General features: G+C 40.8%; 21 protein-coding genes. 5 read left to right on the forward strand and 16 right to left on the reverse strand.

All coding sequences use genetic code 11. From position 1 onward, the window contains the following. Positions 1-121: 121 nt before the first annotated feature. Together H6G83_RS12350 and H6G83_RS12355 are read right to left on the reverse strand one after the other, a co-directional pair. Positions 122-1,438, reverse strand: coding sequence for a polysaccharide biosynthesis/export family protein (locus tag H6G83_RS12350; RefSeq protein WP_190472061.1), 1,317 nt, complete (start codon positions 1,436-1,438; stop codon positions 122-124). A gap of 58 nt (positions 1,439-1,496) precedes the next feature. Beyond that, positions 1,497-2,231: a cyanoexosortase B system-associated protein gene (locus tag H6G83_RS12355; protein ID WP_190472064.1), complete on the reverse strand. Its 735-nt coding sequence runs from the start codon at positions 2,229-2,231 to the stop codon at positions 1,497-1,499. A gap of 1,095 nt (positions 2,232-3,326) precedes the next feature. Between H6G83_RS12355 and H6G83_RS12360 the strand changes: the two genes are divergently transcribed. Both H6G83_RS12360 and H6G83_RS12365 read left to right on the forward strand, forming a co-directional pair. Further along, positions 3,327-3,635 (forward strand): type II toxin-antitoxin system HigB family toxin, encoded by a 309-nt coding sequence (locus H6G83_RS12360; RefSeq protein WP_190472067.1) that lies wholly within the window; start codon positions 3,327-3,329, stop codon positions 3,633-3,635. 98 nt (positions 3,636-3,733) lie between these two features. Next, positions 3,734-4,165, forward strand: a complete 432-nt coding sequence (locus tag H6G83_RS12365) for a helix-turn-helix domain-containing protein (protein WP_190472070.1) — start codon at positions 3,734-3,736, stop codon at positions 4,163-4,165. Between the two features lie 181 nt (positions 4,166-4,346). On the opposite strand, the gene crtB is transcribed toward H6G83_RS12365, so the two are convergent. The 10 genes from crtB to H6G83_RS12415 all read right to left on the reverse strand — a co-directional run bounded on the left by crtB (position 4,347) and on the right by H6G83_RS12415 (position 17,924). Continuing rightward, positions 4,347-5,267 carry a cyanoexosortase B gene (gene crtB / locus H6G83_RS12370; protein ID WP_190472073.1) on the reverse strand — a complete coding sequence of 307 codons (921 nt, stop codon included), beginning with the start codon at positions 5,265-5,267 and terminating at the stop codon, positions 4,347-4,349. 65 nt (positions 5,268-5,332) lie between these two features. Further along, positions 5,333-6,511 carry a DegT/DnrJ/EryC1/StrS family aminotransferase gene (locus H6G83_RS12375; protein ID WP_190472076.1) on the reverse strand — a complete coding sequence of 393 codons (1,179 nt, stop codon included), beginning with the start codon at positions 6,509-6,511 and terminating at the stop codon, positions 5,333-5,335. Positions 6,512-6,645: 134 nt separating this feature from the next. Further along, positions 6,646-7,740 carry a HigA family addiction module antitoxin gene (locus tag H6G83_RS12380; RefSeq protein ID WP_190472079.1) on the reverse strand — a complete coding sequence of 365 codons (1,095 nt, stop codon included), beginning with the start codon at positions 7,738-7,740 and terminating at the stop codon, positions 6,646-6,648. Then, positions 7,733-8,086, reverse strand: a complete 354-nt coding sequence (locus tag H6G83_RS12385) for a type II toxin-antitoxin system RelE/ParE family toxin (RefSeq protein ID WP_190472083.1) — start codon at positions 8,084-8,086, stop codon at positions 7,733-7,735. Before H6G83_RS12385 ends, H6G83_RS12380 begins: the two co-directional genes overlap by 8 nt. Positions 8,087-8,312: 226 nt before the next feature. After that, positions 8,313-10,196, reverse strand: coding sequence for an ABC transporter ATP-binding protein (locus H6G83_RS12390; protein ID WP_190472086.1), 1,884 nt, complete (start codon positions 10,194-10,196; stop codon positions 8,313-8,315). Between the two features lie 151 nt (positions 10,197-10,347). Next, positions 10,348-10,887, reverse strand: coding sequence for a single-stranded DNA-binding protein (locus tag H6G83_RS12395; protein ID WP_190472089.1), 540 nt, complete (start codon positions 10,885-10,887; stop codon positions 10,348-10,350). A gap of 569 nt (positions 10,888-11,456) precedes the next feature. Then, entirely contained in the window at positions 11,457-14,354 is a 2,898-nt protein-coding gene (locus H6G83_RS12400) for a serine protease (RefSeq protein ID WP_190472093.1), read from the reverse strand. Between the two features lie 154 nt (positions 14,355-14,508). Next, on the reverse strand, positions 14,509-15,021 hold the full coding sequence (locus H6G83_RS12405) for a COP23 domain-containing protein (RefSeq protein WP_190472096.1): 513 nt from the start codon (positions 15,019-15,021) through the stop codon (positions 14,509-14,511). Between the two features lie 205 nt (positions 15,022-15,226). Continuing rightward, positions 15,227-16,621, reverse strand: a complete 1,395-nt coding sequence (locus H6G83_RS12410; protein ID WP_190472099.1) for a serine/threonine-protein kinase — start codon at positions 16,619-16,621, stop codon at positions 15,227-15,229. Positions 16,622-16,691: 70 nt separating this feature from the next. After that, entirely contained in the window at positions 16,692-17,924 is a 1,233-nt protein-coding gene (locus tag H6G83_RS12415; RefSeq protein WP_190472102.1) for an FAD-dependent oxidoreductase, read from the reverse strand. Between the two features lie 196 nt (positions 17,925-18,120). On the opposite strand from H6G83_RS12415, the gene H6G83_RS12420 reads away from it, so the two are divergent. After that, positions 18,121-19,398 carry an ABC transporter ATP-binding protein gene (locus tag H6G83_RS12420; protein ID WP_190472272.1) on the forward strand — a complete coding sequence of 426 codons (1,278 nt, stop codon included), beginning with the start codon at positions 18,121-18,123 and terminating at the stop codon, positions 19,396-19,398. 137 nt (positions 19,399-19,535) lie between these two features. On the opposite strand, the gene H6G83_RS12425 is transcribed toward H6G83_RS12420, so the two are convergent. From H6G83_RS12425 to H6G83_RS12435, 3 genes are all read right to left on the reverse strand, one after another. Next, positions 19,536-19,784 (reverse strand): hypothetical protein, encoded by a 249-nt coding sequence (locus H6G83_RS12425; RefSeq protein WP_190472104.1) that lies wholly within the window; start codon positions 19,782-19,784, stop codon positions 19,536-19,538. Positions 19,785-19,974: 190 nt separating this feature from the next. Continuing rightward, positions 19,975-20,871 (reverse strand): hypothetical protein, encoded by an 897-nt coding sequence (locus H6G83_RS12430; RefSeq protein WP_190472107.1) that lies wholly within the window; start codon positions 20,869-20,871, stop codon positions 19,975-19,977. Positions 20,872-20,934: 63 nt separating this feature from the next. Continuing rightward, on the reverse strand, positions 20,935-22,575 hold the full coding sequence (locus tag H6G83_RS12435; protein ID WP_190472110.1) for an adenylate/guanylate cyclase domain-containing protein: 1,641 nt from the start codon (positions 22,573-22,575) through the stop codon (positions 20,935-20,937). 440 nt (positions 22,576-23,015) lie between these two features. Between H6G83_RS12435 and H6G83_RS12440 the strand changes: the two genes are divergently transcribed. Next, on the forward strand, positions 23,016-24,512 hold the full coding sequence (locus H6G83_RS12440; protein ID WP_190472113.1) for a VanZ family protein: 1,497 nt from the start codon (positions 23,016-23,018) through the stop codon (positions 24,510-24,512). 465 nt (positions 24,513-24,977) lie between these two features. Further along, positions 24,978-25,655 (forward strand): hypothetical protein, encoded by a 678-nt coding sequence (locus H6G83_RS12445; RefSeq protein WP_190472116.1) that lies wholly within the window; start codon positions 24,978-24,980, stop codon positions 25,653-25,655. 395 nt (positions 25,656-26,050) lie between these two features. On the opposite strand, the gene ylqF is transcribed toward H6G83_RS12445, so the two are convergent. Further along, a complete protein-coding gene (gene ylqF, locus H6G83_RS12450) occupies positions 26,051-26,932 on the reverse strand; it encodes a ribosome biogenesis GTPase YlqF (protein WP_190472120.1) in 882 nt (293 codons plus the stop codon). Positions 26,933-26,972 lie beyond the last annotated feature (40 nt).

A 26,972-nucleotide genomic window follows, 5' to 3' on the forward strand; every position in this document is an offset into this window, starting at 1 on the left:
AAAGTTGTTGTGATATTTACTAGCTATTATTCATCATTTATGATTCATTAGCCACCTAGATGACTTGATTCTTTATTTTTTGAGGTTAGCAGTCTGGCGATCGCAGGTAATAAAAGTATCCCTAGTTCCCACCACCAAAGCTTTCAAAAAAGTTGAGAAATGAGCGGACATTAAAGAATGGTTGCGTAATATTACTGAGGAAGTTTGTAATCCTACCAATCAAGTTTCGTCCAACGACAATCACATCATTATCTTGTAATGGCACATTTTGAGCAGCATCACCTTCCAAAGCTCTTTTTCCATCTAGTCTTTGTGTTACCGCCCTACCGCGTTCAGGGTCAAACCGCACTAAAGCGATATTTCTCACGTTAGCAGTATCCAGGTTAATTCCCCCTAGTGCATCCACAAACGTGCTACCATTCGGCAGTGTTTGAGTCACCAGACCACCCGCAGCGTAGTTTAACACCCGGACTCTAATTTGTGGTGTTGCCAAAGTGGAACGCGCCACTAAATTGCGGTCATAACCTTCATCTGCGCCGACTTCACGGCGAGGAATAATCAATGAATCGCCATCCTGCAACCGTAAGCTAGGTATTGAGCCATCATTTTGCAATGCCGCATACAAGTCAACAGTTTGGGAAATAGTGGAACCATCTACTAACCTGCGACGAACTTGCACTTGACGCAAATCTGCGCTTATGGTAGAACCACCCGCTACCAACAAAGCCTCACCAATTCTGGGTAGTGATGGATTCAAATTATAAATACCGGGGCGGAAAACTTCCCCACTAATATTCACTTGCACTGGACGAGGACTGGCTAGGGTAACAGCCAGAAGCGGATCAGTTAAAATCTTACTCAAACTCAAACGGATTTTTTCTTGTGCTTCCTCCAAACTCAAGCCTTGTACAGACACAACTCCCACTTGGGGAACTACAACATTACCCTCTGCATTAACTTGGGCTGGAAAACTTGTATCTGGACGTTGTGAACTCAAAGATAAAACTACTATAGGGTTAATCACAAAGCGATTCAGCAATGTGCGAATTTTCTCTTGCGCTTCCAACAAAGTTAGACCTTGTAGGGGAACTGTTTCCAATAGGGGAACGATGATGTTTCCTTCGGGATTAATTGCAGCTTGAAAGCTCAAATCTGGAAAGCGTTGTACAGAGACACTAATAGCATCACCAGGCCCCAAGCGATAAGGCCCAGGAGGACGCTGAAAGGTGACGTTAATTACATCACCAGTTCCAAGTAAGTAACGGGTGAATTGGGGAGAAGTTTGGTTACTGGGTTGGGTTACAGATTCTGTTTCTGGTAAGGGTTGAGGAAATATTTGCCCAGACGAAGGTGTTTGAGCGATCGCACCTTGAAAGGTTGTAGCTAAGACAAACCCTACTTGTAAACTTACTAGGGATAGGGCGTTGAATGCACGCATATGATCACGGAAAACTGTTAACACTGTTGACTTTTGAATATACCGCAAGGAGTCGTTGTCATAATGAACTAATTTTTAGAGCCTTCGCCATCAATGTGGATTGTACTGTTTCCCCAAGAGACTGGGCTAATGGCCAAGTAGTTTCCACATCACCTAGAGGTTCTATAGGGATGAGAATGCTGACAGCTACCCACGGAGCGCGACTTTGATGTAATTGTGCGATTTGATCTGCTATAAACCAGCGTACAGGCGAGGAGTAACCACCATGTGGTAAGGCGTACCATTGCAAAACGGCAAAAGTTTGCTCATTTGTCGAAGCACGAAAGAATTCAGCTTCTACCTGAATGCCATTTTCTCCTGAATTCCCTGGTTGCTTGACACTGAATTGAGCCGAACGGAATTGTGCTACGTCCCATTTACCCCAGCGCAATTTTCCCCAACCACTCACATCAGTCCACTCTACTTCCGGTTGACTCTTTGAGCTATTTTGCGGCAATAAGAGTAATAAGGCGGGATTTTTTGAGCCTTCTTGCTTGAGAACCTGCAAAAACCATTTGTGCTGACCAATAGCTTGTTCTCCTTGCTCAGTAGTTTGCCAACCAGCTATACTTATACCTCGACTACGTATTTCTCTCAATTCCTTGAGGGTGGCAATAGGTGGTGGTTGTTTCCACTGCCAGCGTCCGCTTAAATATCCAGGTACTGCACCCACTGTTAATAGTAGTAGGAATAACATCAGCACTGCTAAAGTAGTCAGATGCTTGTGGTTGAGAAATTTAGATAAGGGAACCATTAGTAAAATTGCTATATTTACGCAAGATTTTACTCGAAAAAATGACCCTGTATGTTCAGTAAAACCTTCAGTCTAACTAAGGTTATACAATAGAATTTACATAGCAAATTTATTCAATCCGTCTAGGTATATGAATTGTTGGTAAATTTTTTCTGCCCCTGCTTGTGGAAATTAACGTAGTGGCGCGACCGGACTAATTTTGTGCATTAGCCAACAATCTATTATCTTGTTCATCTGCGTTCATCTGCGTTCATCTGCGTTCAATTTTTCCCAAATCTATTGCCACATTTTAGCCCGGTCACGCTAGTAGTGGAATGTCTAGACTAAATTTGTGCATTAGAAAACTCTTGTGGGATGGGCATCTTGCCCGTCCAGTGCAGGCAAGATGCCTACACCACAAGAAAATTTTTTGCAACATTTTAGCCCGGTCACGCCAGTAGTGGCGTGACCGGACTAAAATAGTGCAATAAAAAATCCGTTTTATCGGCGTTCATCGGCGTTCATCGGCGGTTTTTTATTTAAACCTATTGCCACATTTTAGCCTTGCCACGCCAGTAGGGTGGGCAGTGCAGCGCCACAATCGAACTATTGGTGTGAGCATTGCTTAAATCTGAAATTATTACTTTACAATAGCTCAACAATCTGGATATTGTACTTTGCCTGTTAGGCGACATTCATTGTTGTGATGTTATTGGCTAGGCTTTATCATCACTGGCGAAGGCGTAAGGGTTGGTGTTTTCGCTTTCACCCAGACGGCTGGTGTTATATGGGGATGATTGGTGGAAGTGAAGGAGATAATAATTAAGGTCTAAAAGTAGAAATACTTATGGGCTAGTACTTGCAGCCAACTTCGCATTTTGCTAAGATTATTTTTAATGCCTTTGATATCATGTCCGCTTAAATACTTATCATATCGTCAGGATCGGTAATTGGTAATGGGTAATTGTTTTCTCCCAATTACCCATTACCGACCCTAGCAACCATATCATAAGTAATTAGCCGGACATGATATCAAAAGTATTAAAAGTAAATTTGTCTACTCAACAGGAGATCGAATATGTCTAAATTTATCCCAAAAAGGGAAAGCCCAAATATATGCGTATTATTTCTGAAACAAGACTCAAACAAGCTTGTGAACAGTACCCCGAAGCCGAACCTGGCATACAAGCCTGGAAGAAGCTGGTAAAAATGCAAACTTGGAATAGTTTTGCTGATGTCAAAGCTACTTCTATTTTTGCACCCGACCAAGTTAAAAACTTCGTCATTTTTGATATTGGCGGCAATAAGTATAGGTTAATAACTAAAATTAACTACAAAACTAAAGCTATATATATTCGTGAGTTTCTAACTCATGCAGAATACGATCAAGATAAATGGAAAAATGACGAATGGTTTAATGGCTAATCTCAACTAGAAAAGCTATTAACCAAGTGGAGCGAAGATTGCCAGTTGCTTGGCAATCTTAGTTCTAATAATTAAGTAAGTAATACCATAATGATGAAATGCCATACCGCAATACTAGTTACATAGAATTGCTTAACTCTTTCCCGCCGCGTCCCATAAAATCTGAAGATGATTTTGAAAAAACGCAGGCAGTTGTCGATAATCTATTGGACAAAGGAGAGTTAACAGAGGAAGAAGAAGACTATCTCAATTTACTGGGAATGTTAATTCATGAATACGAAGAACAACAAGAATTAGTGCCAGATATTTATGGGGTAGAACTTCTCAAAGTTTTAATTGCTGAACTAAATCTCAAACAAAAAGATTTAGTTCCTATTTTTAAAACTGAATCAATTGTTTCTGATGTGCTAAAGGGCAAGCGTAAATTAACTGTTGAGCATATCCAAAAGCTGGCAGAGTTCTTTAAAGTTTCGCCTGCTGTATTTTTTCCGGTAAATTTATCAGATAGAGACTTTTTAGAGGTAGCTTAGTTTACGTAACCCAGCATTTACCAGAAAATGAAATCGCACGAAGAAACAAAATACTGGAAAGTGGAAAGCCGCTAATATAATCTATTTAGCGGTTTTTGTTTGTGTAAAAAATCTTCTGGTTTATAAAAAGTCTGAGCAGAAAAATCCATACTCAGACTTTATTTTTGTGAAAAACTGGAGTTTAATCAGTAATTTCTGGCGGTAGTATTTGGTTTTCTGGCTCAAGTTCAGTTTCTAGCGGTTCACTAAAGTAATCACTCATCCAATTCAAGACGGGTATTAAAGACAGCAGCATTAATGCCGAGTAGAGGTCGCCACCCCAACTATCATGTAGCCACTTAAAGGCGGCTTCTTGACCAGTACCATGAAAGAAGCTGAGTATTGTGTTACGAATGATATTCGCAATTACGCTAATTACAACAGCCGTTGATAAAAACCATCCAGTGATGCGGCGTGAGGATAAATTATCTGTCCAATAAAGCAGCATCAAACAAACATAGATGGTTGTAAATAACATTTTTAAACCGGCACAATAGGGAGCAACTTCCACAATTCTCCCAGATACGTAAATATTAATCCCATCTACTACTGCATTCATCCCGAATTGATTGAGAATGAAGCCGGCTGTACCTGCGATGAAACTCTGTAAAGGAAAAGTATAAGGTGCTATCAGGTAAGGTACTGCTGTTGGAGTAGCTAAAAATATCAGCAGTAAGGGGAAGCCTTGTAATTTTAGCCCCGGAACACCCTTAAACCACAAGCACAAGCCTGCCAAAATTGCAGGCAGGGAAAGATTGACCCATTCGGTAACACCTGTTAAATAAAATATTGCCCCAATTACAAGTAATGTTGCTCCCAAGGGATGGGTTTTATTGGGTAGGCGTTGCCACTTTTTGCGGTTCCCCCAAATCAGATAAGCGGCAAATGGGATACCAATGATGCCATGACTGAAATACTCATGTTCTGTACTGATGGTTTTATACAGCCAACCATTTAACCAATGTAGTAGGACAGGAGCGTACAGCAGCGCCAAAATACCTAAAATACCTATGCCCAGTAATTGCTCTGTGTTTCGGGTTCTAATTTGTTGCTGGAGTGCCATAAGCGTAAGCAATTCAAAAAATAGGGTTGCAAATTGGAGGTTTTGGAGAAACTCTGGACTAAAATTTATGCTACCTTAGTTTCCTGAGTAAGGGATGCTGGTTTTTCTGTGAAATCTCCTACTGCTGTGGCTATGGCTGCGACAACTTCCCTAATCTGGCTTTGGCTTAAACCAGGAAACATAGGTAAGGACAATATTTGCTTGGCTAGTTTTTCTGATTGGGGAAAATCACCTGCTTTATAGCCTAAGTTGGTAAATGCTGGTTGTAGGTGACAAGGAATTGGGTAGTGAATGCCTGTTTGAATGCCTACTGCTGATAGTTGTTCTTGGATATACTGGCGTTCTACGGGACAGGAATCATCTATCTTAATCACGTAGAGATGATAAACATGACCCTCTCCACTGTGGTTTTGCATGGGGATGATGCCTGCTGATGCTAATGGTGCTAATTCTAGATCGTATGTTTGGGCTATGCTGTGGCGATCGCTATTCCATTGGGGTAAATGAGGTAATTTTTCTAGTAATACTGCTGCTTGTAATGTATCTAAGCGGCTATTTGTCCCCAGTTCCACATGTACGTACTTCTGGGATGAACCATAATTGCGGATGCTGGTAACTTTCTTCGCGATATCTGCATCACTGGTGAGTAATATGCCCCCATCACCCAATGCACCTAAATTCTTGCTGGGGTAAAAGCTAAAGGCGGCGGCTGTCCCTACAGAACCAGCTTTGTATCCTTCCCTCTGGGCTAGGTGCGCCTGGGCTGCGTCTTCAAAAATTAATACCTTGTGGGTTTGAGCAAAATCTAATAGCTGCTGGGGTGATACCATCTGCCCATACAGATGCACAGGGATAATGGCTTTGGTTTTGGCGGTGACTGCTTTGGCTGCTGCTTCTAAGTCGATTAATGCTGTTTGTGGGTCGCAATCTACGAGAATGGGTTTAGCACCAACTTGCAGAACACCAATCAATGTGGCGACAAAGGTGTTAGCGGGTAAGATGACTTCATCCCCAGGGCCTATGTTACAGGCTTTTAAACCCAAGGCGATCGCATCAGTACCAGAAGCCACACCCACACCATACCCCACCCCTGAAGCTGCTGCAAAAGCTGCTTCAAACTCTGCCACTGCTTTACCTAAAATAAAATCTCCCTGTTGTAATACTTTCCCAATTGCTTGTTGTATCTGAGTCTCGATTGGCTGATGTTGTAAATGCAAATCGACAAAGGGAACTCTCACGCTCATTGCCTAGCCTCAAAAATAAATACCAGTATTCTATCTAGTTTTAATATGGTGTATTTTTGACAACTAAGCCAACGGACAAAAAATTATAAACCGTATAAATTCGTAAATCTTTGATGAATTTTAGCTGACAGCATTTATAAACACAAACTCTGCTTCAAATCATTCATCCAATCACGCCGAATTAAGTCATCATGTTGCAACCGACCTACAACAATACCACGATGGATGCCTATACGCTCGGCAAAATCAATCACATCATTTTTCGATTGAAGTTGCGCTAATTCTCCTTCATATTCAGGTGGTATCAAAAATTCCCGCGCCCATTCATCAGCTTCCCGTTCCGGCTCAGATACCAAACTTTCCCCACTATCCCATTGATCCAAAAAAATATTTTTTTTATCATGAAGTAAGATATGTGCTGCTTCATGGAAGAAATTAAACCAGAAGCGGTCATTAGTTTTACCGTATAACGAGAGTTGAATTAGTGGTTTATGGGGATTTAACCATCGAGCTACACCATTAACGTGCGCTCTCTTAATTGAGGGTACTAAAACCAGCACCACCCCCGCTTCCCGGCACAACTGTTGCATCTGTGGTTTAAATTCCTGTTGTGGTAGCACTGTTAAAGAGCGAATTTCTTGCACCGCTTTTTCAAACTTTGGTTTACTGTATTTGGGACAGTCTAATTTTTCTGCTTCTATCTCACCCAACCTTAACCAAGCAGAAATAGCACCAACATCACTTTGTTCTTCGCGGGTGCGACGAAAGTAAATCTCCCTATCTGCATAACAACTTCGCCACTTTTCCGGCGAAGCCACACCGAAAAAATGTAATAAACTTTTTACTACTCCTGGTTTATTCTTGGGAATTAAATTGCATTTGGGAATTACTCCTTGGTTCATCAATTCTTTGACTGGTAGCTCATCTAACCAAGATGTCCACTCCTTTAAGCGGTTTTCCTCTTCTATGCGTGCCATATCTGCGCGATATTGAGCTTCACGCTTGAGCCAAAATGCTGCTGTACTCCCCAGAACTCGTTCTAGCTTCAGGGCTGTTTCTTCATTGACAGGTGCTTTGCCGTTAATCAGCAGGCTGATGTGTTTTGTAGTGTAACCTAGACGCTCTGCTAATTCTGCTTGTGTCCAATCACGTTCTTCTAATATATCAGCGATGGTATCACCAGGGGGAGAAACCCAATCTGGAGTAAAGGGTCGGGTTGTCTTAGTCATGGTAATCTCCAATGAAAACAATACAAACAGCTGTAACTTTTGACCAATCGATGCTTCCATCCTGTCTCAAGGGAACAGGGTCATGATCAGGTTCAAATACAAGTCTTTTACCACCTCGTCCTCTTCCTGCTTTACTCTGATCTATATCTAATGCGTATTGACCTGCTCGATCTCCTTTTAATTGATGGGGACAACCAGCAGTTAATTCCGCGACACAACTAACAGCAGCAAGATCCGCCAATCGAGCTTTCAATTTCTTGGCGCAGTTTGCACCCAATTCTTTTTGCGCTAGGTTTTTTTCCTCGCATAGTTTTTGCAGTTTGCTGCCTGCGAAAGTAATTTCCATGCGTTACTAGACTAATACAAGTTTACCATTTCGGTAAACAAATTTGTTATGTTCAGAGAACATATTATATCAATTAATTATTTACCATTTTGGTAAATAGATTTTTTATACTCTATATCTAGCCGTAGACAGTAGGGTGCGTCAGTATGAATGTTTCCTTGGTGTAGTTAGGATTTTTCGTACTGACGCACCCTACATTTTGGATATTTTTTGATCTGGAATTACCTTAAGAAGTTTTGAGATGGTGGTTGCGAACTCGTTCAGGGCTACCTGTGGGGATGGAGGCGATTAATTTTTGGGTGTAGGCTTGTTTAGGTTCGCGGTAGATGCTTTCGGCTGTGCCTTGTTCAACTATTTGACCACGATTCATGACTAAAATGCGATCGCTCATAAATTTAACGACGCTTAGGTCATGGGAGATAAATATATAAGTTAGTTGAAATTCGTCCTGCAATTCTTTAAGTAAATTCAACACTTGCGCCTGTACTGATACATCCAAGGCGGAAACGGATTCATCACAGATGATAAACTTGGGGTTTAAAGCCAAGGAACGCGCAATACATATGCGTTGACGTTGACCGCCAGAAAATTGATGCGGGTAACGGTTCATTGCATCTGCACTCAAACCTACCCGTTCTAAAAGTTCCGCTACTCGTTCGCGTCGTTGTCTTGTTGTTTTACCTACCGAGTGAATTAATAACGGTTCCATGACTGCATCCCCAACCTTCATCCGGGGGTCAAGGGAACTAAAGGGATTTTGAAAAACTATTTGCATTTCCCGCCGCAGTTTTTGCAACGGTTCGCCTTTGAGATTGGTAATATCTCGTCCATCAAAGATAATTTGACCACTCATTGGTTCGATTAACCGCAACAAAGTTCTACCCAGGGTGGTTTTACCGCAACCAGACTCTCCTACTAAGCCTACAGTTTCTCCTGGTTTGACATCAAAGGAAACATCGTCAACCGCCATTAAATAGCGTTTTGTCCTCCCAAACCAAGCCTTGACCGGGAAACCCACTTTCAAGTTGCGAATTTGTAATAGAGGTGGCTTTGCTTGCAGACTTTCTAATCTGGCGGAGATTTCTTCAAAGGTAATTTCTGGGGGTGGTGCAGGTTCTTTGGCTTGAATAATTAATTGTCCACTTGGTGTTTCTTCCACCGTCATGTAGTCAGAAACGGTGAGTAGTTTGTGGGGACGGTGGTTGAGGGTGGGGCGACAAGCTACCAAGCCTTTAGTATAGGGATGTTGAGGATTATGGAAAATTTGGGCGACTGCACCGTATTCGACGAATTTACCTTTGTACATTACCGCTACTTGGTCGGCAATTTCCGAGATTAAACCCAAGTCATGGGTAATAAAAATTAACGCCATTTCTCGACTTTGTTGCAATTCTCGCAACAAATCGATAATTGTGGCTTGTACGGTCACATCTAAGGCTGTGGTCGGTTCATCGGCAATTAATACTAAGGGGTTACAGGAAATTGCCATTGCAATCATCACCCTTTGCAATTGTCCCCCTGATAGTTGGTGGGGGTAGCGTTCAAGCATTGATTCTTTATGCTGCTTTACTAACTGAGCTACCTTATACTCATCAAGGGGGGAGTTGGGGTTGGTTTGCAACCAAGTTTCGCTATATTGTTGTTTGATTTGCTCATCGCTAGGTAAAAGTTTAACTTCTTGTAAAAGCGCGATCGCCAGTCTTTTAGCTTCGGTTAAACTCACATTCTGATGGCGGAGAATGGCTTCTGTTAGTTGAAACCCAATCGTATAAACTGGGTTAAGTGAACTCATCGGTTCTTGGAAAATCATGGCGATATCGCCACCCCGATATAGCTGCATTTCTTCTGAAGATAACGCCGCTAAATTGATAGGGTTAGCATTGGCTTGTTGATGAAACCAAATTTCCCCACCGCTAATTCTCCCTGGATGCTGCAATAAACCCATCACCGCCAATGAGGTGACTGATTTACCACTCCCAGATTCACCTACTATTCCTAGAGTTTCACCTCTATTTAGCTGAAAAGCAACCCCATCGACGGCTTTAACCGTATAACCATCACTGGAAAATTCAACTTGCAGGTTACTAACCTCTAGGACGGTTTCTTTCATAGGAGTTAATTATAATCGTTAGTAAAAATTATTTGGATTTTAGCAGTAGTTGGAGGAATTGGGGAATTAATTCAGTTAACAGTTAACAGTTATCAGTTAACAAAAATTGATAACTGTTCACTGATAACTGTTAACTGACAAACCTACTTCCCTAAAATGGAATGTCGTCCGGGTCTGGTTCTTCTACTGGTGGATAGTTAGTTTTCGGTGCGGGTTCGTAGTTAGTTACTGGTGGTGCAACACTAACTGTACTGGTGGCTGGGGTAGGTGCTGGACGTGGTGACTCGTAGGTAGGAACTTCGTTTTGTGGGATAGTCACAGCCGGGGATGGTGGACGAGAGGGGGTTTCTGTGGGGGCTGGTGTTCTGGCTACTGATGGGGTGAAGTTAGCGCCAACTGACTGAATTTGCTGTACTGTTAATTCAGCACGTTTTTCTTTAAATCCTTCTGGACGCTCGATGGTATTCATGCCTAAACGTCCAGCAATGATGACGCGATCGCCTTGATGATAGTTTTGCTGAATTTCTGTCGCTAAATTCCCCCATCCCACAACTTTTAAGGTTGCTGGGGGGTCTTCTGGTTTGGTGGAATTAGGAAACTGCACTAACATTTCTGTAACTGCTAAGTTATCTGATGTATAGCGCAGTTGGGGTTCTTGAATGATTTCTGCCATTAAAACGCAACTGTTCATTAAATCCTCCTGATGGGTTGGGGGTTGGGGAAGAAGAGGGGGAAAGGGGTAAGGGGAAAGGGGAGAATTTGTTGCCTTTGGCTTTTGTCCCTCCGAAAGCGGATGTAATAGCCACTTATGCAGATCAAGCGCTGTTTGACCTTTCCCTTTTTCCTTTCCATGCTCATCAGTCTTTGTGTATGCAGTTGATGATGACTATTAGGTCAGGTCACATATTTTTGGAGTAATGCCAATCAATAATTAATATTTAATAGTTGGCTTTTTCTTGTAGTTACCAAATTATTTATCTCTCATCATAAATAAACTCTCTAATTAAAACCAGTTTTAGCATAAAAGCCAAGCGACAGTTTTGGACAGCATTTTGGAAATGCTGTCCAAAACTGTCGCCTGACCGGAACGAGCATTGATTTCTGCATGAGTAGTATAATTGTACCATATATTAGCAAATAAAATACATGGTACAGATTTAAGACAATTATGGTTGCGATGCCCTAAAGCCACCACAACCATACAGGAGTCTGATCTTAACCTAGATAATTAACCGTCAACCGTCAACCGTCAACACCCCACTACTGAAGCTGTCTAATTTGTGCCATGACTTTTTGGTAGTCATCTGCTTTACCTTGTTGCTGATAAAGGGCTGCGGCTGTTTGAAAATCCTGTCGCGCTCCTTGATTATCTTTTACTTGGATACGAGCAAGACCACGATGGTAGTAAATATCAGCAAATTCTTTGTCAGGTGCAATTTTCGCCCTTGTAAGGGTAGTGTTTAAGGTGTTGTTACCAGTACGATTAATTTGCAGGGTGACTTGAGTACCTTCCTGACCCCGAATTAGTTTCGTGAACTGTTCTAAACTCATATTTGCTGTTGATTGACCATCAACTGCTAAGATTTGGTCTCCAGCCTGTACTCCTCCTTTTTGAGCAGGAGAATTTTGCACTACTTGAGTGATGGTTGGTATTTTAGTTTGGGGATTTATTTCTGTTTTCACACCAATACCTGCTTTTTCTATATAAATCAATACCTTGTTATAGTCATCTACTGCCCCTTGATAATCTTTGAGTTGAGCGCGTGCTTGTCCTCGGCGGTAGTAAGCGTCAACATCTTCAGGTTTGAGTCGCAGAGCTTCGTTTAAATCGGCTAAAGCCCCTTTATAGTCTTGCATCTGAGAGCGAACTGCGGAGCGGTTTTTAAAATTCTCAGCATTTTCAGGGTTAACACGCACAGCTTCATTGTAGTCAGCTAGCGCCCCTTTCAGGTCTCCTTGTTGAGCGCGGAGTCCCCCTCGCAGTAAATAAGCCGCTTCTTCGATGTATTCTGGGTTGAGGCTAATTGCTTGGTTTAAATCAGCCATCGCTCCTTTGATGTCTCCCGTAGCAATACGGACTCCACCCCTAGCGAAGTAAGCCCAAGAACTAGGAGTCTTTTGTAAGACTCGGTTTGATACTTCTAAAGCTTCTTGCCAACGTTCTGCTTGTAATAAGAGGATAATCCGAAATATCTCAGCGCTGGTATCATTGGGGTCTAATTTTACTAATTGCTCAAAAGATTGTAATGCTTCTGGCAATTTCTCTAAATTGACAAGTGTCAGCCCACGTAAACGCCAAGCAGGAGCAAATTTTGGCTCAATTTGCGTGGCTTGCTCAAAAGACTTCAGCGCTGCTACATTATTTTCCTCAAGAATGAGTTGAACGAACCCCCGCAGATACCAAGCTTGATAAAAGTTAGGGTCTAGCTGAATTGCTTTGTCAATAGCCCTGAGTGCTTCTTTTGCTTGCTTTTCACCCAGTGATTCTGGGGTGTTGCGTGCTAGTTCCCAGCCATAGTTAAGCCAATCAATAGCATCAGCAGTATCTTTGGGTTTCTCTACCTGAAATAAAGCTTCTAGAATTGGTTTTGTTTCTTCTATTGTCAGTTTCGGTGGTTGATTATTCTCTACTTTGAAGATAGAAGCCATCCCAACCGACTGTGACCAACGCACAAAGCTGCTGATGGGAACACCATAACTAACACCCAATGAGATTAAACGAAGTTGACCAGTTTTATCTGTAATTTCTTCCAGTTCTGATTTTCCATGAATACCAATAACGCGCCCACGGATATCCAATATGGGGCCGCCACTCATACCTTGATAGGTGAGGTTCGTATAGACTAACCCATAACCATAACTGAGTGACAAAGAGTTCTTGGCAATAAGAGAACCTATTTGTTTTGATACCACATTCCCTGCGGTAAACTGACGTTGTGTTTCTCTACGTCCAGGTTGAAGCCCCAACCACCCAGAAACAAAAATGTAGTTTTTATCTTTAACTATGTCGTAGTTAGCTAGGGTTGCCACACGGTAGTTTTGATTGCTGGTAAACTGCAATATGGCTAAGTCTGCATCTGTTACAGTTTTTAGGTTTTGCTCATTCACCCTGATTTGATGCTGCTTACCATCAGGGGTAATTACTTCTAAAAGGCTGCGATCGCATTTTCTCGAACTCCTGACAACGTGTTCCGCCGTCAGGACTGTGTAAGTATTTCCCTGTTTGCCAACAATTACCCCTGACCCGCTACACTCGCGTAAAGTCGGCACATCTATACGTACTGTAATTTCTTGGGCAATGTTGTTGACTTCGTTGGCGATGGGGGGTAGTCTGGGTTTTGAGGCTGTGTTAGCTGCTGGTTGGGATTCTTTGGCAGCATATTCAGGAGCCAAACGTGCTAGAGTTTGAATCGGAATCCCCCAACTATAACGGCTCATTAAATCTTGTAGCGCTGCTGTTGGTCGAGAACCATCCTCATAGACGTAAGGATTGCCCCACAGGGGATAGGCATGGATACCATTAATCCCTATTACTTGCCCCCGACCATTGAGTATGGGGCCGCCGCTCATGCCCTTTTCAATATCATTACTGTACCCTATCTGGTAGCCTTCCTTAAAGGCTCGCTCCTGTATTAACAGAACTTTTCCTTTTTTAAATACAAACCCCTGGGATTGAGGTGACTTATTTTCAAAGGGAAATCCGGCTGCATATATTGGTTCATTAACTGCTACTGTTGCCAAATTTCCCAAAGGAGCTACTTGATAATTGACGTTAGCACGGAATTGCAATAAAGCTAAATCTTTGCCTTGCAGGTTAACTCCCTTCACTACACTGGCTGGGTAAATTTTTCCATCTTCCGTCTGGATTTTAATAGCAGATCCCGATGCTAAAACATGGCTGTTTGTAACGACAGTATAAACTTGATTACTTCTTTTTAATAAGAACCCAGAGCCGCTATTGTCTCCTGACAAAATTTTGACAGTGATTGATTTAGCCAGCCGATTAAGTTGCTCTTCAGATAGCTGAAGATTTGACTGTTGAGCCGATGCTTTCGCGGAAAAAAAAGGCTGTTCAACAGTTTGTATTGGCAACATCAAAATTGCGCCCATCCAGGCAAGTAGAGCCAATGAGCAAGTATTGATTAATTTTTGTTTCATGTTGCTTTTAAAACTTGCAAATATCTATAAGAAACATACTTAATCGGCACTAGGCTAGTATAGCAATCTGCAATTTTCTTTACCAAAATATAAGTACAAAAGACCAGCGCCAAAACCTGGATGATTATCTGATTGTGTGAATTGGGAATTGCTATTAGTTACCTTCTGGTGTTTTGCTGTTTACTATTGCGCTCATGTCAATGTATATTTGTCCAGAAGCATCTTCTGATTGCAGGATAGGCCCACGAGCTTTGTAACCAATTTCTACAAGACTTTGCAGCACTGAACTGGCATCTTGTGAAGACTTGAGGGTGAATAATAATTGACTACAAGGGCCACCGTATTGACTGGCGGCACATATTACTGCTTGTCTGCCAGAAATGCCGGAGGTAAGGTAGTTTAAAATGCCACTTTCATAGGCGCTTTGGAATCTTGTAGATACTGCTTGACAGCGTTCTTTGGCAGTGTAATTGCCTAAAGCTCTGACCCAGCGAATCACAGGAATTTTTTGGTTATTGTAGTTTCTGGCAAATGTAGTCCAAACACCCTTATCTACATCACAAAAGTAGGTTTTTTGTTCGGCTAGGCTGGGTGGATTAATGCTGGCAATACTACTGAGAGCAATTAAACCGCTAGTTAAAAGCTGCAAAGATAAGTGGTTTTTCATCTTGAGTAGTTCTGACTAATATATGATGAAAGCATCTGTATAATAAACATATCACAAAAGCCTTAATTTTATTGAAAATACGGAAAAGGCAGTCCTAATAAAAAATCACCAGTCAAACATGAGATTACAGACCGGTTGACAAATATTCACTATGATTAATGATGAGCTTAGTGATACCAGCCCTATCTCTAGTTTGCCTGGATGACTACTTAATGTCCAATGAAGAAATCATTGTTTTGACAACTGGCAAATATTCTGAATATTTGGCTGCATCTGCCGTATAAGTCATAATATAGGCTTTGTTATTTTTAATAGTCCATACTTGTAAACGTTGAAACTTATTTCCCTCCTCGGTGAATGTATAAACAACTTGACGCGCTGGTTGATTGGCTAACTGGGTTTCATCATTTTGAGTAATTTGCAAATTCTGATGAGACTGTTGAATTTCACCGAGATAGAATTGATTAAACTGCTCTAATTGTCTACGTGTTTCTGGTAAATCTTGCACAATTAAGTTAAGATTTTCTGTGTAGCTATCTTGATTATTTTCTTTTGGTGAGATGAATTTGACGAGATTTCCGGTAATCCGGTCTGGAGTAACAGTTTTTTGCCAAGTCTGAGGATATTTTATCGTAATACCATAAACAGCGTTCTGATAAATTTCTAAATTTTGATTGCGTTGTATGAAGATAAATGCCAATATGGTGGCGATCGCTGCGGTAGCAACAGCCAAACCGATACCAGCTTTCCACCAAATGGATTTATTTAAACGATGAGTTGGTGTGACAGTTTTCAGGGCTTGCAAGACTTCGGCTGCATTTTCATATCTCTGGCGAAAGTCATACTTGACCATTTTGTCGAGAATGTCGGCTAACTGTTGACTAACCTTTGCTTGGTTGCGCCAAATAATTTCCCCTGTACTACTATCTCTAACTATCTGCGTCGGGTTTAATCCTGTAAGGGCTTGGATAGCAATGATTCCGACTGCATAAACATCACTGCATAACCTGGGCTGACCTTGACTTTGTTCACTAGGTATATAGCCAGGTGTCCCCACTACAACCGTCGGTAATTCTTGCCCCTGCGCCGAGACTACTTGAGAGTTAATTTGTTTGACTGCACCAAAATCTATCAGCACAACTTTACCATCCTGCTGACGACGCATTAAATTGGATGGCTTAATATCACGGTGAATTACATTATGCTGATGAATAACATTTAAAGCCTCTAAAATATCCTTCAATAAGGTAATAACTTGTTCCTCACTCCAAATCTTGTGGGGATTGACTTCATAACTTAAATCATGCCCCGCTACAAATTCTTCAACTAAATAGAAATTCTCCTCTTCTTCAAAATGTGCTAGTAAGCGAGGAATACAGTCATTATTACCTAAGCGATTTAATACTTTAGCTTCCGTCTCAAATAGCCGTCGAGCATGGTGTAAAGTATAGGCATTTACTGTTCGCGGCGAGAAGTGTTTAACAACACACTGGTCTTTATCGGGTAGCTTCCTATCAATAGCTAGGTATGTAGTCCCAAAAGCACCTTGTCCCAGTTTGCTAATAATCTCGTAGCGCCCATCAAGGATTTTACCGATCATGAGATTTCATGAGTATAGTAATTAGTCATTAGTCCATAGTTTATAGTCCATAGTCAACAGTCAACTGTCATTAAACTTGCACATGAACGGGAAAAACACCTAAAGCAATTAATCTGGCTGGGAGGTCACGCAGTATGGGTAAGCGTAACAGTGCGGGGGGTTGAAAGGTGCGATTAGCAGCCAGGACAGGGGCGAATACTCGCTTTTGAATGAAGGTTTGAAATGCTTGGATGATGCGGGTGGGGAATTCTCGGCGGCGTTGGACTTTGGCTAAGTCGCTCAGTTCGACGTGGTGATTTTGCAGTGGTTTGGTGAGGACGTTAGCTGCGACAACTGCATCTTGAATGGCATAATTAATACCTACGCCGCCAACGGGTGACATGATATGGGCTGCATCACCAATTAGTAGTAAACCTGGACGATACCAGCGCTTGACAAGATTAGATTCAACACAGAGAAATGCTACCTGTGACCAGTCTTGCAAATGGTGGATACGATTTGCTAACTCTGGGACAACTTCGACAATAGATTTTTTCAGGGCTTCTAAACCTGTAGCCCGTAATTTTTGATACTCTCCCTTGGGAATGACATAAGCCATTTGCCATTCATCACCACGGTCAAGCATAGCGATGATATGACCAGGAGCAAAACGCCCCATTCCTCCCTCACCATCTTCTGGTTGACGGGGTAGGCGGAACCACAATATATCCATTGGTGGTGAGGTTTGGGTTGTGGTAAAATTACCTAGTTGGCGTAATCGGGAATGACGACCATCTGCACCAACTGTTAGTGTTGCCCTGATTTCGTGCCAACCACCGCCCCCACGATAACGGACACCTTGAATTATTCCGTTTTCCTCAATTAATTCTTGGACATTCGCACCCATTACTAGGTGAAAATTTGGGTATTGTTGCGCCTCTTGGGTAATAAACTCTAGGAATTTCACTTGAGGCAACATTGTAATGTAGGGATAGCGAGTTTTCAGGTGACTAAAATCCGCTAATGTGAGAGTATCTTGTGGCGTTTTGATTTGAATTTGCCGCATTTTGGCATGGGGTAATTGTAGCAGGCGATCGCTTAATCCCAATTCTTCCATAATCTCCATCACCGATGGATGAATTGTATCGCCGCGAAAATCCCGGTCAAAGTCCTTATGCGCCTCCAGCAAAGTTACACAAACGCCTTGACGCGCCAACAGTAAAGCTAAAATAGCACCACCTGGGCCTCCCCCGACAATGCAACAATCGGTAGTTTTGACATCTACAATCTCATGGGCAAGATTAGTCATTATATCGGTAGTCATTACAACACCTCCAGACAGCCCTAAAATCAAGGGTATTGTGCTTTTGATAGTGTGAGCAATTTTTTTAATTTTTCGTAGTGATACAGAACGTATATGATGGACGCTAAAATGTCCTTCATCTGTTGACTGTTGACTGTTGACTGTTGACTGTTGACTGTTGACTGTTGACTGTTGACTCGTGACTATTAAAAATACTGTGGCGCAAGTTGTTTTAGAAAACGTTTACAAGAGTTTCCCCCCCCGTAGAGGGGAAAGTACTCCATCTGGGAAGAAAACTGATGCTGAACCAGCAGGAACCGTTAATGTTTTGCGGCGCATTAACCTGACTATTCCTGATGGGGAATTTATGGTGCTGGTGGGGCCTTCTGGTTGTGGTAAAAGTACCTTGCTACGGTTGATTGCGGGATTAGAGGTAATGACAGGGGGTAATATATGGGTAGGCGATCGCTTGGTTAATGATTTACCACCCAAGGATAGGGATATTGCAATGGTGTTTCAAAATTACGCCCTCTATCCCCACATGACGGTATACGACAATATCGCCTTCGGTTTACGTCGCCGTTCTCAAGCTGAGGAACCAAGACAAACGCAAGACTCCCAACTCCCTACCTGGGCGGAAAATCTGCTGGTGGGGGCGACAAGAAAGTTACCTAAAGGACTGCGTTACGTTTCTGATAGGGAACGGGAGGTAGATCAGCAAGTACGGGCTGTGGCGCAATTGTTACAAATTGAAACTCTGCTGCATCGTTTACCTAAACAACTATCTGGGGGACAAAGACAAAGGGTAGCATTGGGACGGGCGATCGCTCGCAATCCTCAAGTATTCTTAATGGATGAACCCCTTTCTAACCTAGATGCTAAGTTAAGGGCAGAAACTCGCGCTCAAATTGTCAAATTACAACGCCAACTAGGTACAACCACAATATATGTCACCCATGACCAAACAGAAGCGATGACAATGGGCGATCGCATCGCCATTATGAATCAAGGTCAGATTCAACAAGTAGCCTCTCCCCTAGAATTATATAATCATCCTGCCAATCGTTTTGTCGCCGAGTTCATTGGTACACCCCCAATGAATTTTATTCCTGTAGAGTTTCACGCCCCATTATTAATTACCCATTCCCAATTCCGCCTCACCCTACCTGATATTTGGGCTACTGCGCTGCAAAAATACGATGGACAAACCCTCATTTTAGGTATTCGTCCAGAACATTTAATTGTGAGTGTACCTGCAACTAAAAATTTGCCAGTACAAGTAGACTTAGTGGAAAACTTAGGTAATGATTCTTTTATTACTGTGGCATTAACTGAAACTGATTCACAATTTGCCCATGCAGCAAAATCTCTACAAGTGCGAGTTCCACCAGACAGGCTTGTAACTGTGGGTGAACAGCTTTGGTTATCATTAACAGCAGAAAAAATTCACTTTTTCGACCCAGACACCGATTTAGCGATTTTTCCTAAAAATTAACTATGAGTGAATATTTTTCGTAAGTTTAGTGGGCAATGTCCACTAAACTTACATATTTGAATCTGGTTTTTTATGAGTAATTTTTTCTGCTCACATCTTATAAATTACTAGCTGCAAATACATTTTAAATAATTGTGTTAACGAAATCTTTCTAATAACTCTTCTCTGGATAATTGCAGTAATAAGGGAATATATTCTTGTGGCGTTAATAGTAGTAAGGTGTCAATAATAACGCTTAATTCTACATCTGAAGCGCCAAATCTTACTTGTAAGATATTTTCTATGACTTGGCGACGTTCGGTTTGTATACCTTTCTGGAATCCATGACGAAAACCTTCTTGTTTAGCTTCTGATAGTTTTTGCTCGTAAATAGCTGATAACTGCATAATTAAATTTTTAAATAAGTAGAACGGTGGGAAAAAACCAAACTATGTTAATAAAAGTAAACTAGACTAAAACCCCCTTCCCTCTCCGCAGTCGCTACAACGGGGGGAACCCCCGCAACGCGCTGCTCTCTGCCTCCTGCCTTATCCCAACGCTAAATATTCACACCGACCTACTTACCAAATAATTTTATTAACGAAATCTTTCTAATAACTCCTCTCTTGATAATTGCAGTAATAAAGGAGTAAATTCTTGTGGTGCTAATAGTAGTAAAGGCTCAATAATAGAGCTTAACTCTGCATCTAAAGCACCAAATCTTACTTGTAAGAGATTTTCTATCACTTGGCGATGTCCTGCTTGCACACCTTCCTGAAGACCTTCTTGTTTAGCTTCTGCTAGTTTTTGCTCGTAAATAGCTGATAACCGCATAATTAAATCTCTATCCTCCTGGTCTATGTTTTGATTTACTTCTAAGGTAGTCTTTAAACTCAATAATAAATCAATTGCTTTAGCACGTAATGGATGATTGTTAGGCAGTGCTTCTAGTTCATCGATTGCTTGTTTCTGTACTCTCCCCTTACCTAATATTCTCAACCATAATGTTTCTTGTGTACGCGGTAATTGATGAATTGCCACAATTACAGTTCGTAGATAATCTCCTAAAAAATGTACACCTTCTCCCCAGTTTTCTGCATCTGTGCTTGCTCTAAAACCGTTTAATATAGAATCAGAAGCTGTGGGTGAGAAAATCCATAGCATTGGTAATTCTGATTCCTCTATTGGGTTATCTTCACCTTTACTTTGACGCTTGATTTGAGCAAAGACCTCAAATAATTTGTTCATACAGCTACGAATTTCTGTAATTGTAGCTGCATTTCTAAATGGTTCAATTAATGCAGGTTTTGCGGCAATTTTTCCTAACAGTCCTATTTGTATTGTATCGCTTGTTGATTGGGGTGAAGGGGCAAAATAAACATCTATCTCTCGTACTTCTGATGGAACTTTACGACTTGTTTCTACTTGTCCTAATGGTTGTAATAATTCTTTAAGGTAGTCTTTGGCAAACTGGTCGTAGGGAAACCTGGTCATGGGCTACTTTGAGGACAATAGGATTATTTTACATGAGTGCGATCGCCGAAGCGGCGGAGTTCACTAATAGCCAATAAGGGTTGTAACTTGTTGTAATTTTGTCTGATAAACTTTGACTAATCTCTCAATACCTTTAAAACGATAATCTCCCATTTCTTGAAAATCATCACGTTTTGCAAGTAATTGATAAGTAGCCTCACTAATGACGCATTCACTAGGCGGACAAACTGCTTCCATACGTGCAGCTAAATTAATTGTTCCGCCTAATGCTGTGTATTCTACTCTTTGGGAACTCCCAACATCGCCGACAACCGCTTTACCACTGTTAATGGCGATACGTAACTGTAGCGGTTCTTTCCAAAAGCCGTTGGCGTTGAGATGTTCCATACGCTTCAGCATGGCTTTAGCAGCAGTCGTGGCGCGATCGGCGTGGTCGGCTTGGGGTTCGGGAGCGCCAAAAAATGCCATAATACAATCACCGATGTATTTATCTAACGTACCGCCACAAGCAAAGACTTCTTGCAGCATCTCTTCAAATAAATTATTTAATAATTCGGCGATCGCAGTTGGTGTTAACTTCTCGGAAATAGCCGTAAACCCAACCAAGTCAGCAAACAAAATACTGATTTCGCTTTCCGCAGGCGGTAAACGTCCATCTACTGAACCACCTACAGAGATTAACTGCTGCACAACCGCCGGCGAATGATAGCGTTCTAAGCGATGACGAATTACTTCTTCGGTTTTCAGTTTATCAGCTAATAACCAACGTTGCACGCTAGAAGCTACTAAGTTTGCTAAAGCTGAAAAAAAGCTGAGTTCTTCCTCACCATCTCTTTCCCAATGAGAAGAAGACAAATGCGCGTCAGCATAAAGCACACCTACTACCTTACTTTCGTCCCATAAGGGTACAGCCATTGCGCTACGAATACCTTTGAGTAAAATGCTGTGTTCGCTAGAAAAACGCTCATCTTTGTGCGTATCAGCAGTTTGAATGACGATTTTTTCTTCAAATACCTTTTGGCAGATACTACGACTAATCCAACTACCATCCGCAAGTAAATATTTCTGTTGAGTTTTATCTCTAGTACCTGCATTCACTAATTCTAAATGACCGCAACCATTAACGTCAATTAATAACGCCAATCGGTCAATACTACTAAGGTAACGGAATACAACCTGTTGCACTTGTGAGAAAATTTCTTCAATTGATGCTGCTGCACTGAGATTTTTGGCAATATCTACTAAATCTTTCAACCTAGCAATGGTTTTATTTTTATTGCCGATATCGCCATCATCACTATGAGATTCTATCCATTGTTGTTGTAGCTGTTTGGCGCTGCGAAAAATTGTTCTTTGTTCGCCAGCCTCTTCAACTTGGATGTGCTTAGTCGCTGCTACTGTAGGGGGAGTTTGAAACAGCACGACTACATTCACGTTACCTAGCCAAATTACATCACCATGCTGTAAAGGCTGGGGATCTGTGACTACCCTTTGATTAACTTGTGTCCCGTTTTTACTCCCCAAGTCCTCAATTACCCATTTACCATTAGCTTGCTTTACCAGTTGGGCGTGTTTGCGAGAAATGCCTCCATAGGGTAAGTATAAATTACATTCCGGCAACCGCCCAATTGTGAATACATTCTCATTCACGGTGACAGTTGTTTCCGTATCTCCTTGTTGTAGGCGTAAAGTCAGTTCAGTCATTGGTTTAATCTGTCTATGCTGGGGACTGGGAACACAAACTTATCTGGGTAAAGGATGTACAGATGGCCTTTACCTTTTCTTTATCGCATTGTAAAAGGCGATCGACAACTATATGTAGTAAATATTACGCATTAATTATATGCAAATTTTTTAAAAGCTTTGTGCAAAAAGATTCAGCGAAATTACTGAATTTCCAAAAAGATAATTTGCTTGTATATGAGAAACAATAGTATTTTGTGTTTACTTATACGATATTTATGCTTAAGAAAACTAAAATTCTTCTTTTAAGTAGACTTAACTACCTTTACAATTTATTTATAATATCTATATCCAAAAAACACACAGAATTTAGCCAAATATTATTTGAGGAAATAATATTAAGAGAGCGTTGGGAATATCTACCAGACTGAGTATTAACTAATTACTAACTGTTATCTCTTATGGTTAAAATACAGAAACTCACGCCAAAGTATAATTTTTTATTCTTACTGGCTACAACTTTAATTATATTAATAGCCACACTTTATCCGTTTAACTTTTCCCAAATACAATTGTTGTCATTATCTACAATTATTGCTAATTTTAATCATTCGAGTACTTTTCAAGACCAACTAAATAATGTTCTATTATTTATCCCCTTGGGCTTCAGTTTTACTAATTTGTTGTCAAAATCAAGTAAAAAAAATCTATCAAAGCTTTTTTTAGCTATTTTATTTAGTTTTAGCTTATCATTAACAGTTGAACTTTTACAAATATTCTTACCCTCTAGAAGCCCTACACCTGCTGATTTATTGAATAATACAGTGGGAGGAATGTTTGGGTTTATTTGCTTTTATATCTGGAATGCAAAAAGCTTTAGTAGTACAGTTGAGAAATTAGAAACAAGTCGAGCTAGTCAATCACGTAAACAAATAGTCGTTTTGTTTATTGCCTATTTGTTCTTGGCATTATTTATTTCCTTTTTGTGGCAAAGTGCAACTAATTTAAGTAATTGGGATAGTAATTATCGCTTAAGTATAGGCAATGAAGTTATAGGAAATAGACCTTGGCAAGGATATGTAGCAGAAATTTATATTGCTGATAGAGCTATATCCAAAAATGAAGCATCACAAGGTTTATCTAATGCTAGTTACTTTAATCAACTTGGTAATTCTTTAGTAGCACATTATGAATTAAATGGTAAATGTTGCTATCAAGACCAAACCGGAAATCAGCCCAAATTATTATGGCGAGGAAAGCCTGTAACTGTACCAGAAAGCCAGGGTGTGTTTCTGAGTGCAAATCATTGGTTGAGAACATCTGCTCCTGTGACGACTCTCAGCCAAAGAATTAGTCAGACATCAGAGTTTACCATTAGTACTGCGATCGCTACTACAAAATTAGACCAGAAAGGCCCTGCAAGGATTATATCTATTGCTGATAGTTCTCTACGCCGCAATTTGACCTTGGCACAACAAGGAAATAGCTTAGATTTACGCTTACGTACACCGCTTACAGGGGAGAACGGGTCAGATTTAAATCTAAATATACCTAACATTTTTACAGATAATTATCTTCATCATATTATCATCACCTACGCCAGAGGTACTATGCAAGTTTATGTAGACAATATAGATAATTTCTACTCTTTTAACTTGCTAGATTTAATTCCTAGAGAACAACGCATTTTTTATTATGCCATAACTTTTATTCCTTTAGGCATAGGCTTAAGTATAATAACTCTGCTAGCTCAAAAGAGATTAATATTTTATCGATTTGTATTTTATAGTGGAGTATTGATACCTTCTTTAATGTTAGAAACCATTTTAGTAAGTGAAAGTGGCAAGAATTTCAGCCTAAAAAACTTATTACTGGGTATTTCATTTACAGCATTAACTATGCTGCTTTTGAGAGTAAGGGCGGCGCGATTAAAAAAAGTACATAAATTTCAGTTTTAGTTATATACATTTATCTATTTTCTGTTTGCTTTTAATTGTTGATACCAATTCTATGAGAAGCTGCAACAGACAAATTCTGTAGAGACGTTGCATGCAACGTCTCTACAACAACTTGACAATCAACAGCATGGGTAAGGGTACAAAGTAGGGGCGCACATCTGTGCGCCCCTACCCACGTATTTGTCGCATTCTTTTTTCAAATTGGTATTATTTCGGGCTATTTTTACGCAAAGCTGCGATGCGTTCACGCATAGTTTATTAATGCCAATACCATAATATTGACTTGTTCAGACTTATCAAATTTATAGCAATTATCTAAAAATAATTCATTTAATATCAATTAATAAATCATTGTTCTGAGAAAAAATTAAACTTAATATACTTTGTAACAGCTTCTTAAAACTCTGTTATTCCCTAATACCTTTGGCAATTTTTATTATCACTACCGAACGAAAAATGACAATTATGTTTGGTTCACGTCTCGCCTGGCTTGTTCCTGTAACGTTAACTTTACTCGGTTTAGGGACAAGTATACAAACAGCAAAAGCAGAGAATACTAATAATTATCAATTTAGCGTTGACTACTCTACATTGGTTGAATTAGATTTCAACTATAGACCAGACTTAGAAATTGTTAGAGCAACCATCACAGGTGAGAGTACCACAGATGCTCCTTATGGTTTAGATTTTTTTACCAGCAACACCTACGGTAAACTTCAACCTGTTGAAGATCCATCAATTCGCAGATATAACTTTAATTCAGACCCTAGCGTATTTGGTTTATCAGAGGAACCAACACTTTTTGATGTTTATTATGGTAGTGGGGATAACAAATTATTTGGTAGAGCCAATGACAGGGCGGAGATTAATCTTACAGAAGGGACTATTAGGGGTGGTGGTACTATAACTATTTATGATGGAACAGGCATATTTAAAAATGCTACAGGTACTATAACTTTTACCCAACAAGATAGGCTTGATCCTTCAGGAGGCCCTAGTAGGGGGTTGGCTACACTCAACTTCAACTTGCAGACTCCCCAGGAAGTTCCAGAACCAGCAGCTACCACAACTTTAATTGGTACAGGTGTCGTCGCAGCCGGTTTACAAATCAGAAAACGCAAAACTGAAAAGTTGAAAGTATAGCAGGGGACAGGTGATAGGTGACAGGAAACAGCTATAAAACCCCTTTTCTTTTAGTTAGTAGTGGCGTGGCAAAACTAAACTTGTGCATTAGCCAACAATCTATCATCCTATTCATCTGCGTTCATCTGCGTTCATCTGCGTTCAAATCTAATACAAAATTTTAGCCTAGATAAGCCAGTAGGGTGCGTCAGTATGAATATTTTCTTGATATAGCTAGAGTTTCTTGTACTGACGCACCCTACATTTTGGATATTTTTTATCTGGAATTCCCTTAAAAGTGCCTACAAGTTGAATGTTTTCACACCTAACTCTTATCTCGCATAAAACTATATTTTCAGGCGGGATGGGCTTTAGATTTGCTGTGAATCTTTTTGATTTTGTCTTGCTGACTTCATTTACATGGGCGGTAACTCTAAAGGGACTGTTCCTAAGAAACCCTTGCGATAATCTGTTAATAGTTGCCTAGCGGTTCTTTCTACATCACCTTTGTAACGATGTTCTGCTAGGGCGTGTAAATAACCTTCTCCTGTGTGGGGTATGGGGTCGAGTTCATAACGAGCGTATAAGGGCGATTTTGGTAGTAATTCACCGGCTTGTTCTTCCAGAGAAGTAAGTAAATCTACTAATGCTGCTGCTACTAGCTGATTGTCGTATGATGCTTCACCAATATCATCACAAATTGCTAGTTTCACTGCTGCTTCTTGATTACCTAATTTAGCGGGAATGACACCAGGTGCATCTAGTAATTCTAACTGGTCAGAAATTCGCACCCAGCGTAGCTGACGAGTCACCCCTGGACGGGCTGCACTTTCTACAACTCGCTTACCCAATAAGCGGTTAATTAAGGCTGATTTGCCAACGTTAGGAAAACCAATGACAACTGCACGGACGGGACGAGGTAGCATTCCCCGATCGCGTCTTCGTTGATTCAGTTCTACCCCAGCAGCTTGGGCTGCTTTTGACACCGCCACGACACCTTGACCATGTTGTGCATTGGTAAAATAAGGTGTTTCGCCACGATTTTTAAAATAATCTACCCACAGCGATCGCACTTGTGCAGGTATCATATCCAAGCGATTGATTACCAACACTCGCGTTTTACTTCCCACCCACTCATCTATTTGTGGATGGTGCGTAGCTAAAGGTATCCGTGCATCTCTCACCTCAAATACCACATCTACCCGCGATAGCTGTTCCTTGAGGTTCTTTTCCGCCTTGGCAATATGCCCCGGATACCATTGGATTAAGTTTAATTTGTAGTTATCTGTTAAGCCCATAGTTATCAGTTGACAGTTGACAGTTAACAGTTGACAGTTG

Origin of the sequence: Anabaena azotica FACHB-119, from assembly GCF_014697625.1 — a bacterium.
GTDB lineage: Bacteria > Cyanobacteriota > Cyanobacteriia > Cyanobacteriales > Nostocaceae > Trichormus > Trichormus azoticus_A.